This window comes from Paenibacillus sp. RU5M, from assembly GCF_900221055.1.
GTDB classification, from domain to species: Bacteria; Bacillota; Bacilli; order Paenibacillales; family Paenibacillaceae; genus Paenibacillus; species Paenibacillus marchantiae.
Genome location: NZ_OBQM01000004.1, coordinates 331,948 through 348,598, shown reverse-complemented (window position 1 = coordinate 348,598; position 16,651 = coordinate 331,948). Strand labels below are relative to the sequence as shown.

Here is a 16,651-nt window from a genome sequence, read left to right as displayed (position 1 = left end):
ACCCTCGTATTCTTGTTGATTTTCTTGTATAAACATTGATAACAGCATTTTGCAAAATGCTCATATAGAAGGACGTGAACTCTCGCCCCGATACGGTGTCTGGTTCTGGGATCATGAAGGCGGTGTCATTGATTCCCGTCCACCACCCATATTGGCTGGATAATCGCGTTTCCGAACAGTCTCGCAAAAGATTTTCAAAATCAGAAATCGGGGTGGTCCGTATGTTTGATTGGCTGGGATGGAGAAAAGGGTGGCCGCTGTGGCGGTCGTATCGGTTGAATGCAAATATGAAGCAAGACGTGGAGGAAATCTTTGAGGGTATCGCCGAGACCCGGCGGCAGCTTTTGATGGATTGGGCTGAGGAGCAGTGGAATCATCTGGATCGATTGCTTCAGCAGGTACGAGCCGTTCATCCGCAGGGTATGTTACAAGGCACAGAAGATGTACACGGATTGGAGGTATGGTTCGCAGCAAGTTATGTACGCGCTACGGATAGTACTGAGCTTTTTATGCTGAACGAGCAAAACCAGGTTGTATTTTCTACATATAAGAATCATATTGGACAAGTCTACGAAGATGGAAATGCTTTGATCGGGCCAGGACTTAGGTATACCCAAGCGGATATCAACGGACAAAAGTGCCTGTTTGGACCTTATTCTGATCCGCTCACACTAGAAATTGGACCACGTTCTTCCACGTTTCACGATGATGTAACCTTGACGTTTATCGTACCGATCATGGAAAACGGCCGTTACATCGGTTCCCTGTGCAGTCGTGTACCTAATGATGTATTGGGCGATCTGATCCAGCGTGAATCAGGCCACATCTACCCTGATTCGGGGGATAATTATCTTTTTATGGCTGAATCAAAACTGCGGCCCACGCTTCAACCCGGGACTGCCCTGTCCCGCAGCCGCTTCGAGGATCATACATTCACCCATGGGGAGAATCTGAAAGACGGCGTAACCACCGAATGGGGCGTTGTATCTGTTAAAGAACATACCGAATTGGAACTGATGTTTACCGATCCTTCTACCAACGAACTTCATCCCGGTGTAGCGAATACCATTCGCAATGGCTCCAATCTGTTTGTGGCTTTTCCGGGTTATTCAGACTATCGTCATATATCAGTTATTGGAAAAGGCATCACGTTCCAGCTTCCCCACTGTCCGGATCTGTGGGGCATGATGTGTGAAGGCGATTTGGAGGAAGTGTATCGGATACGCAGCATTGGCTGGCGCCAATTCAAGCAGCATAGCTTGTACATCCTGTTGTCAGGCATTGCGGGAGCTGCACTTGTATATGCGCTGACTGGAAGTGCATGGAGCGCAGCAGCCATCGCTGCCTTTAATTTCATCTATGGATTCCTGACTGCAAGCCAGCTGCAACGAAAACATGTTCAACGGGGCCATGAGGATTTGCGCCGCATTAGCCGCTTTATTCGGATTAACGCCGAAGGCAAAGGGGATCTGACTCAGCGTCTGGACACGTCGGCTTTTGCCCAGGATGAATCAGGTGAACTGGCGAAATGGATCAACAATATGATCGACTCTCTGGAAGGAATTATGCTCAAGGTACAGCTTGCCACCGTGGATGTGATGAACAACCAGCACCAGATGCGGGCGTCAACGGAAACTACACAGGGAACAACCGAACGTGTAAATCTCAAACTTGGCTCTATGATTCAGGGGATACGCAAGCAGCTTGAGGACCTGGATCAGGCCAAAGTAGCCGCCGACGAAATGCGCCTCACCCTACAACAGCTTGAAGTGTCGTCCACAGAGCAGATTGACGTTGCCCGCCAGGAAGTGGAGCGTATTGGAGACAAAATGACTCAGATCTCGGGAGCCGTGTCCGACACCAACCATACGATTCTATCCTTTATGGCGACCATGCAGGATATCTACCGCGCACTTGCTGTCATTGATGAAATTTCGGCACAGACCAATCTGCTCGCACTAAATGCTTCCATTGAAGCAGCTCATGTTGGCGAACACGGACGTGGATTTGCCGTCGTTGCTGGTGAGATCCGCAAACTTGCAGAATTATCCCGTTCCTCCACGGAAGATATTCATCAGATTCTGGATAATATCTCAGTAGCGGCAGGAGCAGCCTCGCAATCCATCAAGGAAGGCGATCAGGTGCTGGCTGAAGGCACCACGCTTGTTCAGGCTGCTTCGCAGTTACTCCAAAGTGCAACGGCTGAAGAACCCCAAAGAACACAGGTTGTAGATCAGGTCGTGGTATTGATGGAGAATATCGCTGCCATCAGCCACAAAAATCGTTCCACGTCTTCGGAGGTGGAAGCCGAGATGGTCGAGCTTATTAACGACATGCTGCACGTTCAGCATTCATCGCACAATGTCGAAGCCATCACGGTCTTCTTGCAACAGCTTGTGGGACAATTCCAACTGACCCATCCCGATAAAAACGTAATTACCTGACGTCATCATTGACGCGGATTGGAGAAATAGCTAAAATTTGATGCAACTGTTCGTTTAGACATTGTCGGTTCATTTCATATAGAAGCTTTCCAATCTGAATCAATGAAAGGGTGGTCTGCATGGAAATGCTCCAGGATTCTTTTGGCAGAATACATGACTACATCCGTATTTCTGTTACGGACCGCTGTAATTTGCGTTGTGTGTACTGTATGCCTGAAGAAGGCATGGAATTTGCCCCGCATGACCAAATTATGAGCTACGAGGAAATTGCCCAGGTGCTCAAAGTGTTGGCTCCAATGGGAATGCGCAAAGTCCGTCTGACCGGAGGCGAGCCTCTGGTACGGAAAGATCTGCATCAACTCGTAAGTATGATCTCGGCCATTGACGGGATTGAAGATATTGCGTTAACTACCAATGCATTGCTGCTGGACAAACAGGCTCAGGCCCTGAAAGACGCTGGACTGAACCGGATTAACATCAGTCTGGATTCCCTGCAGGCGAGCCGTTTCTCCATGATTACTCGCGGTGGGGATGTAAATAAGGTGCTGAAAGGCATTGAAGCCGCCACGGCAGTTGGACTTGCTCCGATCAAGCTGAATGTCGTGTTAATGAAGGGCATCAATGATGATGAGATTAAGGATTTCATTGCCATGACCATAGATCAGCCACTGCATGTACGCTTCATTGAATATATGCCGATTGGGCAGGCTTCAGATTCATGGCGCAAATCGTATTTGCCGCTGGAAGCAGTCACGGATGTATGCGCCGAGGCTGGCTGGGCGGTGGAAAATACGGCAGGTCCGGCAGGTAATGGTCCATCACGAAACATGAAGATTGCCGGTTCACAAGGGACATTCGGATTGATCCATCCGGTCAGTGATCACTTCTGTGACAACTGCAACCGTCTTCGCCTGACAGCAGACGGGCATATCAAAGCTTGTCTGTACTGGTCGGATGAATACAACGTTCGCCGCTTCGTAGATGCTCCCGATGCTATGGCAGCTCTCTTCCTCAAAGCGCTTGGCACCAAACCGAAGAATCATGAAATGGCGCTTGCCCTGGAGCAGAAAATGCAAAGTCATACACCGACGGTACGACGCATGTCCCAGATCGGCGGTTAGGCAAGCGTGATCTTGCGGGTACCTGCTCATCGTTTAAATGCATCAGAGCAGGAAGAAATAATAAACGTAAGCACACGATATACTTCTCAAAATACAGCCATTATCGATGTACTAAAAGCTGCTGAGGTCAGATGATCCTCAGCAGCTTTTTTGTCATGTATTTTTCTTTTTTCTAACCTTGTTGATCAATTTTCCTGATTTCAAGATTAAAATAAAATTAATCTGCCATATGTCCTCTTTAGGCCTTCAAGAATCCCGCAATTCTGACGATGAATATACAATACATCAAGATAATACGCACACATATATAGGAGTTGATCCAATTGAATATTGTTGAAGCACTTGTTGCAGCAAGCCCGTATTTTAAAATCATGCTCAAGGAAAATGATTTGATGATTGCTGTTACCGATATGGAGCAGTTCCGGTATTACGTACGGAGCGAAGATCTTGATTTGGGTATCAAGGCCGGAGATCCGATCTCACTCGAAGATCCTACACTACGCCGGGCACTTATCCATGGTGAGACTTCAGCCAATCGTATTGAAGCGCATCATTACGGGACTCCCATTAACTCTGCGGCTACCCCGCTTCGCGATGAAGCAGGCCAGATCGTAGGTGCATTGGCCATTGGATTTTCGCTCAAAAACGAGGAAAAACTGGGGCACTTCACCGAATTGATCGGGGAAATTAGCGGTAAGTTAACCGATATGGTTCAGACCGTAGCTGCTCAGTCCCAGCAACTGACCGCTTCATCTTCACAGATTTTAGACAACACACGGATAGCGGTGCAAAATTCCAGTGAAGTCACCAAGGTCGCTTCATTCATTCGTGAAATTTCGGAGCAGACGAACCTGCTGGGTCTGAATGCTGCCATTGAGGCAGCACGAGCAGGAGAAGCTGGAGCCGGCTTTGGCGTTGTTGCTACCGAAGTACGCAAATTATCTACCGGAACCAAAGAAGCTACAGTGAACATCGAACGCTCCTTGAAGGAAGTACAGCATTCCATTCGTCAGATGGAACAGGAGATTACCTCCATCGCCCAATCCAGTAATCAGCAAGCCGAACTCGTCACCGAGTTCAGCGAGGTGATTGATCAACTGAACAACGCATCCAAGGATCTCAAAGCTTTTATTGAATCCATGCTATTGAAGGCAGAATAAGATAGAATACTCATTTGGCGCATTAAGTATATAAGGCCAGCATATAAACAATCCCCGCACGTTTAACGTGAGGGGATTCTTTTCTATTTTTACGAGAGGATCAGCTTCCACAGCATCATGCCCGCCATTCCGATCATGACTACAGCGGACAACCGATTGAAGAAAACACTGATCCGGCCTGTACGATCCGTTCTACCTACTAGCCTGCCTGCACCTGCCAGTCCCAGAAACCATACCCATGATACCACTGCCGCCGTAATCGCAAAATAAAAGCGTGTGACCCCTTCGTATTGAAGCGAACTGGTTCCGATTACGGCTACCGTGTCCAGCAGAGCATGCGGGTTAAGCAAGGAAACGGAAGCAGCAAAAGCGATCTGCCTTCCCGCAGACAGCACTGCTGCTGAACTATTCGCAGGCCCGGATGACCTCCATATGCTCCATGCCATATAGAGCAAAAATACACTCCCTCCTGCATACAATACATTCGCCAGCAGCGGCCATTGCAGCAAAATGAGAGACACCCCTCCGACCGCTGCCCCAATCAACAACGTATCACTGAGTCCTGCGGTTACTATAGCTGGCAGCGCCCGCGCATAACTTCGTTGACTCATGCCCTGATTAAAAATAAATACATTTTGTACACCGAGTGGCAAGATCAGACCAAACGCCAGCACCACCGCGTGAATAATTACCCCCATCGTTCATCCCCCTTAGACATGTCTCCATAATAGTAGAGATAACGTCAGGCGTAACCAACCACTTGGATGGCATTGGACCCAACCAAATGATATAGTGTTCAAAATAAAAGAAAACGTAAATCCCATCACTCATTCTATAAAGGAGGCAAACCTGCCCATGAATCGTTCCGATTCTAGACAGCGGGGCAGCTGGAAGCCGGACCCGTCCCATTCCCTACCTCTGTACCGACAGATTGAAGTCTATATCAGCGAGAAAATTACTGCCGGCGAATGGACAGCAGGATATCGGCTTCCTTCACAACGAACACTGGCTCAATCCATGGGTGTGAATCGCAGCACGCTGGTTACTGCATTGGAAAATCTGGCCGCCGCAGGCATGATTGAAGGCAGACATGGTGGCGGAACCTATGTCTGCGGCTCTGGCTGGCATGCGCTGGCTCACGGAGCCATGCCCAACTGGGAGGAAGCCATCGAAGAAGGCTGGTATTACCCCAATCTGCCAGAGGTACAGCAGATTAACCGGGCTGAGTTCCAGCCAGACATCATCAGACTTGGTACAGGTGAGCTTGCCCCTGATCTGATGCCCCAGGAGGCTTTTAACGACATCCTCCTTGCTCTATCCAGTCGTTCTCGTACACTAAACTACCTCGAACCTCAGGGTAGTTTGGAGCTCCGACAGGCTTTGTCCGTTTACTTGCAAGCAAGCGGCATCCAAGCCTCCGCTGACTCCATTCTGATCGTATCCGGCTCTCTCCAGGCACTGCACCTTATTTCAGTTGGGCTTCTGCCCCGCGGATCGGCAGTTCTGCTGGAGAAACCATCTTATCTGTACTCCATTCATGCCTTCCAATCCGCCGGATTGAAAATGAGTGGCATTCCGATGGATGCCGAAGGCTTACACACTCCGCGTCTGGAAGATGCCGTACAGAACAATGCAAACAGGGATAGCATCTCACTGCTCTATACGATTCCGAGCTTCCACAATCCTACTGGCTCCGTCATGAGTGACAGCCGCCGGGAAGAAATTCTCGCCACAGCGCGAAACACTGACATCTCCATATTGGAGGATGCCGCTTACAGCGACCTGTGGCTGGACGAGCTCCCGCCGCCAGCGCTGAAGGCGCGTGATAAAGAAGGACGGGTGCTGCACATGGGCACCTTGTCCAAGGCGGTGAGCCCCGGTCTGCGCCTCGGCTGGCTGGTTGGGCCGGAGCCGGTCATCCGTCGCCTCGCAGACATCAAGATGCAGACGGATTATGGCACCAGCTCCCTCGCTCAGGAGGCTGCTGCACTCTGGTTTGCCGATGGATACCACGAGCAGCATATGGATCGCCTGCGGCCAGAACTGCGCAGACGCAGAGACTTCATGATCCAGCTTCTGCAACGCGATTTCGCTAAACTCGCCGAGTGGAGCATACCTGCCGGAGGCTTTTATATCTGGCTCCGATTTACCGTCAGTCCTCTTTCCATTCGCGAACTGTTCCATGCCTGTTTGGAGAATCATGTGCTGATTCATCCGGGTTATCTTTATGACCGCCTAGATGCGGAGCACATTCGTCTGTCCTATGCCTATGCTTCACCGGATGAGATGGAGCGTGGCCTTCACCTTCTGGCACAGACAGTCAAAAAGCTGATGACATCATGAAATGAAAGAACCGCCTTGATCGTAAGGAGTGACATCCCTCCGATCATGGCGGTTCTTTTGAGTTTTTGTATTCATGAGACAGATACATCTCGTCTAGATCACAGGCAGGTTTTCCTTACCCTTTTACCGCACCTTCTGCAATACCCTCCATGATGAACTTTTGGAAGAACGCATAGATGAGAACTACTGGAATCGCGGTAAGTACCAGGGAAGACAGAATCAACGGCCATTCCTTGTTGTACTCGCCAAACAGCATGTTCGTGGACAGAATCAGTGTATAACGATTCACATCCGTCAGCATGAGCAGTGGCAACAGGAAGTCATTCCAGATCCACAGGAAGTCCAAGATGGCGATGGTGACCGTAATTGGCAGCAACAGTGGGAAGATGATCTGGAAGAACGTCTGGAACTCATTACATCCATCCATCTGTGCCGATTCTTCCAATTCACGCGGGATGGACTTAACAAACCCGTGATACAGGAAGATCGCCATGTTCACACCAAGTCCGATATAGATCAGGGCCAAGCCGTATGTGCTTCCTTGGACGTGAAGTCCTTTGGCAACCCGTGTCAGCGGAATCATGATCGAGTGAAAAGGAACGAGCATGGATGCCACGAACAGGAAGAAGATCAGGTTGCTCAATCTGCCTGAAGTACGCGACAGCTTGTATCCGGCCAATGAAGCACAGAATACAATACCGCCAATCCCCAGGAAGGATACAATCGCCGAGTTCAATGAGCTGCCTAGCAGATTGATTTTGTTAAATGCATCCGAGTAGTTTTCCCAATGAAATGTCGTTGGGAGAGCTATAAAAGACTGGAACATTTCGCCTTGTGTTTTGAATGAGTTCACAATCGCCATGTAGATTGGCAGCATTGCGACGAGGGAGCCCAGCACCAGCAGCAGTCGAATCAGGTAGCTGTTAATTCGTTGCATCCTCATGCTTCCACCTCTTTCTTCTTCATCACCGTAATCTGGATGAGCGTGAAGATGAGCACGATGACGAATAACACAACCGACTTGGCACTGGCATATCCGTATCTAAAATTGTTGGAGAATGCCTCTTCATAGATATTCATCGTAATGACCTGAGTGGCTCTGCCTGGACCACCACCTGTAAGACCGTACACAACTTCAAATACTTTGAATGCTCCGTTCAGTGTCAGGAAGAAACAGATTGTCACGGCATGAGTAATCATTGGCAATACGACATTACGCAGGACCTGGAACGCGTTGGCTCCATCAATAACAGCCGCTTCCTTCAGACTCTTCGGCACACCCTGGAGTGCAGCCAGATAGATAATCATCATATACCCCACACCATTCCAGAGCGATACGATCAGGATGGAGTAGAATGAAAATTTCGGATCACCCAGCCACTGTTGGTCCAAAAAGGAGACCGCCAACTTCTCGGCCAGTTGCGGCAGCACCTGGGAGAAAATGAATGTCCACATAAAGGCGCTGATGATTGTACTGATCATGTTCGGCATGAAAAACAGGGTCCGGAATAACCCCTTGCTGCGCGTCCGTGTCTCAATGAACACGGCGAGCAGCAAGGCAATTCCATTTTGCAGAATCAGCATAAACACCACATATTTCAACGTGAACCACAGGGAATTCAGAAAGTCGGGATCTTCCTTGAACAGTTCCACGAAGTTCCCCAGACCGATAAAACTGTAATCCCGGTTCAGACCATTCCAGTCCGTCAAGCTGTAGAATAAGCCGCTAAATGTGGGATACAGCAGGAAAATGGCATAGATGACAAAGGCAGGCGCAGTGAACGCTAGCAGCGACAGATACTTCTTGAATACATTCGTAGCCATTGGTTCTCCCCCTTTTCACTATAAGCAGACTCGCGGAAACGGGGGAACGAAGACCGTTCTGCCAGCCGTTTCATCTGCTTACTTGTTGACTTTGTTGTAGGATTTCCACGCCTTGTCGAGCGCATCAATCACCTGCTGCTGATCCAGTTGTCCGGAGTAGTAACCTTGCAGCGCTTTGCCTGATTCATCCTTAACCGCTTGAGGAATGGATGGATCCTGATACGCTTTGCCTTCATTAACATATTTCAGGGCATCGTCTACCCAAGGGAAACTTTTGAAGTCATGAATTTTGGCAACCGGATTGAATTTCAGTGCTTCGTAGAATGCACTTGAATCCTTGTCATCAAGAACATAGTTTACGAAGTCGAGTGCCACTTCCTTGTTTTTGCTGGAGGAAGATACGGCCAGTGAAGTCGATGTGCTCAGGTTGATTTTGGTATCATCCGGGTTGTCATTGATCGGCAGTGGAGCTACGCCGAAGTTGATATCCGGATTGGACTTCAGGATGGTTTCCGCGAACCAAGGTCCTTGAATCCACATTGCTGCTTTGCCTGTTGCAAAGGCTGCTGAACCATCATCGCCGCCCACTTCGAGTGCTTTCTCCGTTCCATTGGCATTGACGAGATCGAAGATGTCGAACAAGGATTTCATATCCGAGAAGGAACCTTGATCCTGATTCATCTTATCCAAGAAGTCTTTATGTTCTGACTGAGTCAGTGCACCTACAGTAAGTGGCAGGAACAGTTGTGGAATCCAGGCTTCTTTGTATGAAAGTTCAAACGGGGTGATGTTGGCTGCTTTCAGCTTTTCCACGACCGCTTTCATTTCCGTCAAAGTTGTAGGTACCTCTATCCCCTGCTCTTTGAAAATATCCTTATTGTACAGGTATCCCCAAGATAACGTTTCCAAAGGAACGGCCACGACTTTACCCGATGCATCCGTTACGGAAGGCTTAACGGAATCCAGTAATTTATCGACAAAAGGTTGACCCGACAGGTCTTCCAGATAACCTGCTTTGCTGAACGGTGGAATTTCATTGACCGCATGAAGTGCGAACACGTCCGGTGCATCATTGGAGGCAAGTCGTGTTTTCAGAATCTGAGGCGCATTATCTGCTGGCGGCATCTCCAGTTGTACGTTGACCTCAATATTCTTTTCGGCTTTCTCCTTGGCTTTGAACTGTTCTATATATTTATCGTAATGTTCTTTCAGCCGCGGCTGTGCAATGAATACTTTGAGGGACACCGTACTGCCCGATGCAGTTCCCTCCGCCTTACCATCCGTACCCGCATTGGAACCGCAGCCTGCGAGCAGAACACTCACAAGTACCGCACTTGCTACGCTTTTCCATACTTTCATCTCTTATGACCTCCCGGTGTAACTGGTTTGTCTTTCATAGGATCATTATATATCACGAAATGAAAGCGCTTCATTGGACATTATTAGACTCATTTATTGGATTATTTTAAACCTTAATCCAACAGTAAGCTCTCTGTGAACGAATTATTTAGGGCTGTTACCTGATATTCGAGGTTGTCCCTTTCGCATCTCTCCAGGCGAAACTCCGAAGTGTTTCTTGAACACCCGGTAAAAGTACGATACATCCTCATAACCCGTCATCTCAGCAATATGTTTGAATGGAATCTGATCATCGAGCACCCACTCCTTGGCTCTTGCCATCCGTAACTGGACAATATAGTCGGTCACATTCACGCTGTGTTCTTTTTTGAACACCTTGCTGAGATATTCTTTGCTGACAAAAAAGATCTGGGCAAGCTGCTCCAGCGTAATCATCTCCATGCAATGCTGATCGATGTATTGCTTCACCTCATCCAGGTTCAGCTTGTTCTTGAATTTGCGCTGCGCAATCAGCTGCTCCAACGAAGTATAGTAAGGCGCTGATATCCAGTCCACCGCCGATGCGATGGACGCCAGAGCCGTCGGCGGCGGGAGCACAGCTGCTACAGGTTGCTCACATAAGCCGTTGGAAACACACAGCTCGCCCAGCAGCGTCTGCAATTCATATGCAATCCGCCCCAGCTGTTGCGGTCTTTGGATATCACTGGTATCAAGTCGGTGCTCCAGCTGCCCGAACAGCTCATGCAATCCCTGAACGTTCAAGTCGTTAAAACGCAAGCGTGCCTGCTGCTGGAACAACGAGAACTCGCCAGAAAAAGCCGAAGGATAAGGTTCCCAGGATTCCGGCCCAGACTCGGTCTTTTCCAATTCACGTCTACACTTGGCCAGAACGTTATTCAATTCATCGGGATTTACCGGTTTGAGCAGATAATCAGCGGCACGGTGACGAATGGCATGTTTCGCATAATTGAAATCATCATAACCGCTGACCACAATCACTTTGATATGCGGATATTGTGCGCTCAGCGTCTGGAGCAGTTCCACGCCGTCTTTACCCGGCATACGCATGTCTGTAATGATAATATGGGGCTGATGCTGCTCGACCAACCGGATCGCCTCTCCGCCATCCTCTGCCTCACCTGCTACCACCATGCCAAGCTCATCCCACGTGCCCAAATTTCGCAAAATGTCTCTATTCCATGGCTCGTCGTCCACTAACAGCACTCTATAATGATCCTTGTTCACGAGATCTCGCCTCCTGTATGGCAAGGAATTCGAACAGTGACACGGGTTCCCTGTCCTTCCCCACTCTCCATGTTCATACCGTATGCAGGCCCAAAGTGCATCAAAATGCGTGATGCGGCATTGACCAGACCAATGCTAGTGCCCGAGCTCCATACTCTGTCTCCTTGCTGGGACAGCTTGGACAGTCTCGATTGCATCTCGGCCAGCCTCTCTTGATCCATGCCCATCCCATTATCGGAAATGCGGATGGTTACCTCATGATCTAGTCGGACAACTTGAATGTTCAATTTCCACTCTCCCTGCTTTTTCTCCAGACCATGAACAAATGCATTCTCCACAATCGGTTGCAGGGACAACTTGGGAATGTAACAGTCATTCAGCCCGCCTTCAATCTCCAGTTTATATTCAAGTCTGCTGCCAAAACGCTGCTTCTGGATGAGCATATAATGCTCCAGTTGGTCCAATTCGGACTGTAATGGCACGAGACCATCCGGCGCTCTGACAATATAACGGAACATCTCACTTAGTGCACGAATAACTTTATAACTGTCTGCCGGCTTCTGTGAGTACACCATACCTCCGATCATCTGCAACGTATTTTGCAGAAAATGCGGGTGAATCTGGGACTGAAGCGCCTTGAGCTCGGCCGTCTGTTTCTCCAGATTCATGAGATAGTTATCCCGGATATGCTCCCGAATGCGGCTTGCCATACCATGCAGATTTTTCTCCAGCAGGCCAATCTCATCCACCCGACCACTGCGGACCACTTCCTTGTCCTTGATCAACTGGATTCCCTTCATGGAATTCGCCAGTCTGACAATCGGTTTGGATGTTCGCCAAGCCACTAATGCTGCCAACAACACCGAAACCACGGTAGCCAGCCCACCCACAACAAGACCATATTTCATCGTTTCCATTGCACTCTCATTGATGACATGGGAAGGTACAATTTTGATCAGACGCATCCCTGACGGGTCAATGGCATGATAGAATACATATTCCTTGGCTGTTCGAATGAAACCTGAACTGTCCTTCGTAGCTGCAAGCTTTTCCAGTGCCTCTGCTGAAGGCTGTATCTCCTTATTGGGCTGATAGACCGGACTTCCCGTACTATCCGCGATGTACACCGCATAATCTCCCCGGCTGTCCAGCAATTCCAGCGTCTGATTGAATTCGGCCCACTTGACTTCCAGACTGATCGCGCCGATCTGCGCCTGATCCTCGAATCGGTTCATGCTGCGGGTCATATGAAACTTCTCTGGATCGTTCGGATCATTAATAATCGTAAAGTCCTTATGCTGTTTAAAAAGTTCATCGTATGCCGAAGGAATGTCCGGGACTGATCTGATCCGGCTTTCCATCGAGTTGAAGGTGAACAATGTGTCCAGTTCCTTCAGGTATAATTCCACACCAAATACATAGTTGCCAGCCGAATAATATACACTGTTCAGCATGTTGAACACAGCCTTCTGTTCATCGAAGCGGCTGGCAGCTGGAGCATCCTGGTTCAATGCCAAATACTGATGCAGCTCATCACTGATCTGAATGGAATAGATGAGATTGTTCATCCGCGCGAATTGTTCACCCAAATAGATGGAGGCCCAATTCATATTCGCACGGTTGGTCTCCATGATCTCTTCTTCCATGGAAGAACGGGTATTTTCGGCTGCTACAACCGTCATGGCAATGACGGGCAGAATGGCCAGAAACGTCATGGTGAGGATTAATTTGTTGCGAATGCTGCGTTTGAACGGATCAGTAAGCTTCCGATATAATTCGGTAAACACGAGGCATCCACTCCTGAGCTATGAGCTAAAATAAGATAAACGCCCCAGCATGAAGCCGAGGGCGCTTTGGTCTTGGTATTCTTTTTATAATCATTGAAAACAGACTTGTCAATTCATTTATGATTTCCCATTATTGCTCAATAATGCAGAACCCCCATGGTTCCAGCTTCATATTCTGCCCTCCGGACACCGCTGTTCCTGCCAGAAGTTCCGTTCCGTCCCCGTAGGCATACACGAACGAAGTCGCCTGATCAGAGTAGTTAAAGTAGTACCGAATCGTATTCCCCTGATCATTCACTCCGCTCTTCACGATGATTGGAAAAGCCAATTCCTGATCGGTTCCCCACAGTCCAGCGTCCTTCATGACACGCTCCAACACGTTGCGGATCACCGCGGAGCTGGTATAACATCCAACGTACGTTGCTTTGCCCTTGCCATAGGTATTCTGGGTAATTGCTGCATATTCTCCCCAGTGAGGATGATCATACCAGGCCAGCACTTCTGCAGTTGTTGGTGTGATGAGTTCCATCCAGGTGTGAATCTGATTCTGTTCCTCTCCAACATCGAACGGATCATCTCGAAGCGAAACATTTTTCGGCTCTACAAAAAGGTTGTAACTGATGCCACAAGCCTCACTGATCAGTCCAGGCTGGCGGGTAGAGCGGACCTTAATATGCTCATTAGCGAATCCGCTCTTGAAGGAGTAAACGATATGCCCACCATCCTGTACGAATTGGTTCAGCCTCTCAAGCAAGACATCGGAAGCTGCGTACAAAGCAGGCACAACGATCACATCATAGCCTTCATAACTCTCCACAGACGGATCAATCAGATCACAGCCAATATTCATTTTGTATAATTCGTCATACATCCAGCGGATAACGTCGTTGTATTTTTTGTCACTCGTAAAATTAAATCCGAACCACTTGATCGACGTCAACGCCTCATTGCTGAACAGCACGGCTACCCGATTCGTTTTCTTCAAATTCACCAGTTGCGGGCTAAGTCTGGCAAAATCCCTACCGATCGTTTTGGCCTCGTTGTACACCGGATTGGGTTCAAAATCATGGCTCAGCAATCCTTTCCAATACGTCTCGAACGAATTATGCAAGGAATGCCAGTGCCAATAGGCGACCATGTTTGCTCCCGATGCCAGGTGGCTAAACGCCTGAAGGCGAAGCTGCCCCGGATAGGGAACCCAATGCCAGAAAGCCTGCGCTTCCGTCTCCAGTACGAGATAGTTCGATTGTTTGGTGGAACGTGCCACGTCACCGCCGAATGAAATCTCAATGCCAGTCAGATCATCCTGCGACGGATGGTAGATGTCCACACTGGTGATATCAAAAGGTTTGGATGCATCAAAATGGTCCACATCCCCCTGAATGCCGTACGAGTATCCACGCCAGTCGAAGTCAAAGTTCTGTGTGACAAATTGACCCTCCTGTTTGTACTCATTTACAATTCCGACCTGCCACGCTAGAAAGCTGGTTACAAGTTGGCGCTGGAATTTGGCAAATTCGGCTCCCAGACTGCCGTTGATTGTACCAACAACAGACGGGAAGTCCTCCCAGCTATTAATGCGGTTACTCCAGTAATCCAGCCCAAATTCCTTGTTCAGATCATCCAATGAGCTGAACTTGTTACGCATATATTTGACGAATTGCAATTGTACATTATCTCCGGCAGTGTTATAATGCTTCGTTTCGTTATCCGTCTGATAACCAATCACGGCAGGGTGTTTGCTAACACGGGAGATTAGCTTGCGAATGATGCGTTCCGCATAGAACAGATACGTTGGATGTGTGATATCCATGATCTGCCGCGCTCCATATTTCCCCGGTCCCTGTACCGTTGTTGCCAGAACATCCGGGTGCTCCTTGACCATCCACGTCGGAACAGCATACGTAGGCGTACCCACAATAACCTGAATACCCGCCGCATGCATGGCATCCAGAACACGATCTACTGAGGAGAAGTCGAATACACCATTCTGTGGTTCATGCGTACTCCAAGTTGATTCCGCAATCCGCACCACGTTGATGCCTGCATCTTTCATCATCTGAATATCCTTGTCCAATCGCTCATAAGGCATATATTCATCATAGTAGGCTACCCCGTATAATAACTTGTCCATGTTAAAATCTCCTTTTCATCGCGAAGTATGTTACTCTTGGCATTTATACAAAATGAAATGATTCAATTGAAAAATGATAACGTTTACATTATTATCTATTGAAGTACATTAGACAATTAGCAATCTGGCCGAACGCGCTCCGTTCTGCAATTTTTCAATGTTGGCGTTAAACTGATTATAATGAAGTATACTATGGGTGCCGATTGTACTAGGCGAGTTGTTTTTACCCTTTTCCGAGGTGAATGTCATGGATATCCGATCGCAGCTGCGAGAAATGCCACATCATACACTGGCTCACTGGCTGCCTATTATCGACTGTAACATTAAATTCTATGGAGCGCACAGCCAACAAGTTCCATACGGTTGGGCGATGCCGGAGGAATCCCATCCGGGCTTTGAAATTATGCTGATTATAAAGGGGACTCAGGAGAGTGTAATTCACGGGTATACCTATACGGTTGAGGAAGGTTCGATTCTGCTGATTCCACCCGGATTCAAACATACGAACCAATGTGTATCATCAGAGGGCATGACGTATTTCAGTGCTCATTTCAATGTGGATGATCCCGTATTTACCCTGAAGCTGATGTCACTTCACAGCCGAATCTATGAGGCAGGCACCACAGATAACATGCAAATGCGCCCTGTCCTGGAGAACTGGATGAACATGATCAGAACATCAGAGGCATACACTTCCACAGACAAATTTATCATGCAGGCACGCATGTTTGAATTGTTTGCCCTGCTGTCCCAAGCAGCTGACCGTGAACCACTGTCCACCAGATCTGAAGCTTCGCCTAATGCTCCAGCTCCCGCAGCCATGCATTATGCAGGGGCCATCGCAGAAGCCATCAAACAGGCGTTCCATACGCAGCTCCGAATCCAAGAGGGCAACGTATCCACCGTCAAAGTAGAGCAGATTATATCCTCGTTTGGCATCAGTCCGGGATATGGGCTGCAGATCTTCCGTAAGGTGTACGGACAATCTCCACGGGCCTATCTGTCCAGCCTGAAGCTGCAGGAAGCCAAAGTGCTGATCGAACAGCCGAAGCTCTCTTTGGGGGAAATTGCATGGAAGCTGGGCTACACCCATCTGTCACACTTCAGTCGCCAATTCAAACGATGGACTGGCCAGAGTCCGCTTCAATATCGTAACACCGTTCAGGATATATCCAACGAATCGGGTCTAGTGGGTCAGAGTTGAGGAACCGAATCGGACTAAGAAAGGAATCAG

Annotated in this window: 12 protein-coding genes; 5 read left to right on the top strand and 7 right to left on the bottom strand. The window is 48.6% G+C overall.

Annotation, left to right across the window (positions count from 1 at the left end; all coding sequences use genetic code 11):
- The first annotated feature begins 221 nt into the window (after window positions 1–221).
- The 3 genes from CRO25_RS15370 to CRO25_RS34150 all read left to right on the top strand — a co-directional run bounded on the left by CRO25_RS15370 (window position 222) and on the right by CRO25_RS34150 (window position 4,725).
- Complete coding sequence (locus tag CRO25_RS15370) at window positions 222–2,444, top strand: methyl-accepting chemotaxis protein (RefSeq protein WP_079695598.1); 2,223 nt, start codon at window positions 222–224, stop codon at window positions 2,442–2,444.
- A 119-nt stretch (window positions 2,445–2,563) separates the two neighbouring features.
- Window positions 2,564–3,565 (top strand): GTP 3',8-cyclase MoaA, encoded by a 1,002-nt coding sequence (gene moaA, locus CRO25_RS15365; protein WP_063566937.1) that lies wholly within the window; start codon window positions 2,564–2,566, stop codon window positions 3,563–3,565.
- Window positions 3,566–3,888: 323 nt separating this feature from the next.
- Window positions 3,889–4,725 carry a methyl-accepting chemotaxis protein gene (locus CRO25_RS34150; protein WP_079695596.1) on the top strand — a complete coding sequence of 279 codons (837 nt, stop codon included), beginning with the start codon at window positions 3,889–3,891 and terminating at the stop codon, window positions 4,723–4,725.
- Window positions 4,726–4,814: 89 nt separating this feature from the next.
- On the opposite strand, the gene CRO25_RS15355 is transcribed toward CRO25_RS34150, so the two are convergent.
- Window positions 4,815–5,423, bottom strand: a complete 609-nt coding sequence (locus tag CRO25_RS15355; RefSeq protein ID WP_079695595.1) for a LysE/ArgO family amino acid transporter — start codon at window positions 5,421–5,423, stop codon at window positions 4,815–4,817.
- Between the two features lie 157 nt (window positions 5,424–5,580).
- Here CRO25_RS15355 and CRO25_RS15350 point away from each other — a divergent pair, with 157 nt between their 5' ends.
- The gene (locus CRO25_RS15350) at window positions 5,581–7,068 is read left to right on the top strand and encodes a PLP-dependent aminotransferase family protein (RefSeq protein ID WP_079695593.1); all 1,488 of its coding nucleotides are present in this window, start codon (window positions 5,581–5,583) and stop codon (window positions 7,066–7,068) included.
- Between the two features lie 115 nt (window positions 7,069–7,183).
- Here CRO25_RS15350 and CRO25_RS15345 read toward each other — a convergent pair whose 3' ends face one another.
- The 6 genes from CRO25_RS15345 to CRO25_RS15320 all read right to left on the bottom strand — a co-directional run bounded on the left by CRO25_RS15345 (window position 7,184) and on the right by CRO25_RS15320 (window position 15,417).
- Complete coding sequence (locus CRO25_RS15345; protein ID WP_024632759.1) at window positions 7,184–8,011, bottom strand: carbohydrate ABC transporter permease; 828 nt, start codon at window positions 8,009–8,011, stop codon at window positions 7,184–7,186.
- Window positions 8,008–8,892 (bottom strand): carbohydrate ABC transporter permease, encoded by an 885-nt coding sequence (locus CRO25_RS15340; RefSeq protein ID WP_064641854.1) that lies wholly within the window; start codon window positions 8,890–8,892, stop codon window positions 8,008–8,010. Before CRO25_RS15340 ends, CRO25_RS15345 begins: the two co-directional genes overlap by 4 nt.
- A gap of 78 nt (window positions 8,893–8,970) precedes the next feature.
- On the bottom strand, window positions 8,971–10,251 hold the full coding sequence (locus tag CRO25_RS15335) for an ABC transporter substrate-binding protein (RefSeq protein WP_064641853.1): 1,281 nt from the start codon (window positions 10,249–10,251) through the stop codon (window positions 8,971–8,973).
- A 144-nt stretch (window positions 10,252–10,395) separates the two neighbouring features.
- On the bottom strand, window positions 10,396–11,496 hold the full coding sequence (locus CRO25_RS15330) for a response regulator (RefSeq protein WP_079695592.1): 1,101 nt from the start codon (window positions 11,494–11,496) through the stop codon (window positions 10,396–10,398).
- Window positions 11,493–13,283, bottom strand: a complete 1,791-nt coding sequence (locus tag CRO25_RS15325) for a sensor histidine kinase (protein ID WP_079695591.1) — start codon at window positions 13,281–13,283, stop codon at window positions 11,493–11,495. Before CRO25_RS15325 ends, CRO25_RS15330 begins: the two co-directional genes overlap by 4 nt.
- Before the next feature lie 130 nt (window positions 13,284–13,413).
- Window positions 13,414–15,417, bottom strand: coding sequence for a beta-galactosidase (locus CRO25_RS15320; RefSeq protein ID WP_079695589.1), 2,004 nt, complete (start codon window positions 15,415–15,417; stop codon window positions 13,414–13,416).
- A 247-nt stretch (window positions 15,418–15,664) separates the two neighbouring features.
- On the opposite strand from CRO25_RS15320, the gene CRO25_RS15315 reads away from it, so the two are divergent.
- Window positions 15,665–16,621: an AraC family transcriptional regulator gene (locus CRO25_RS15315; protein ID WP_079695588.1), complete on the top strand. Its 957-nt coding sequence runs from the start codon at window positions 15,665–15,667 to the stop codon at window positions 16,619–16,621.
- Window positions 16,622–16,651 lie beyond the last annotated feature (30 nt).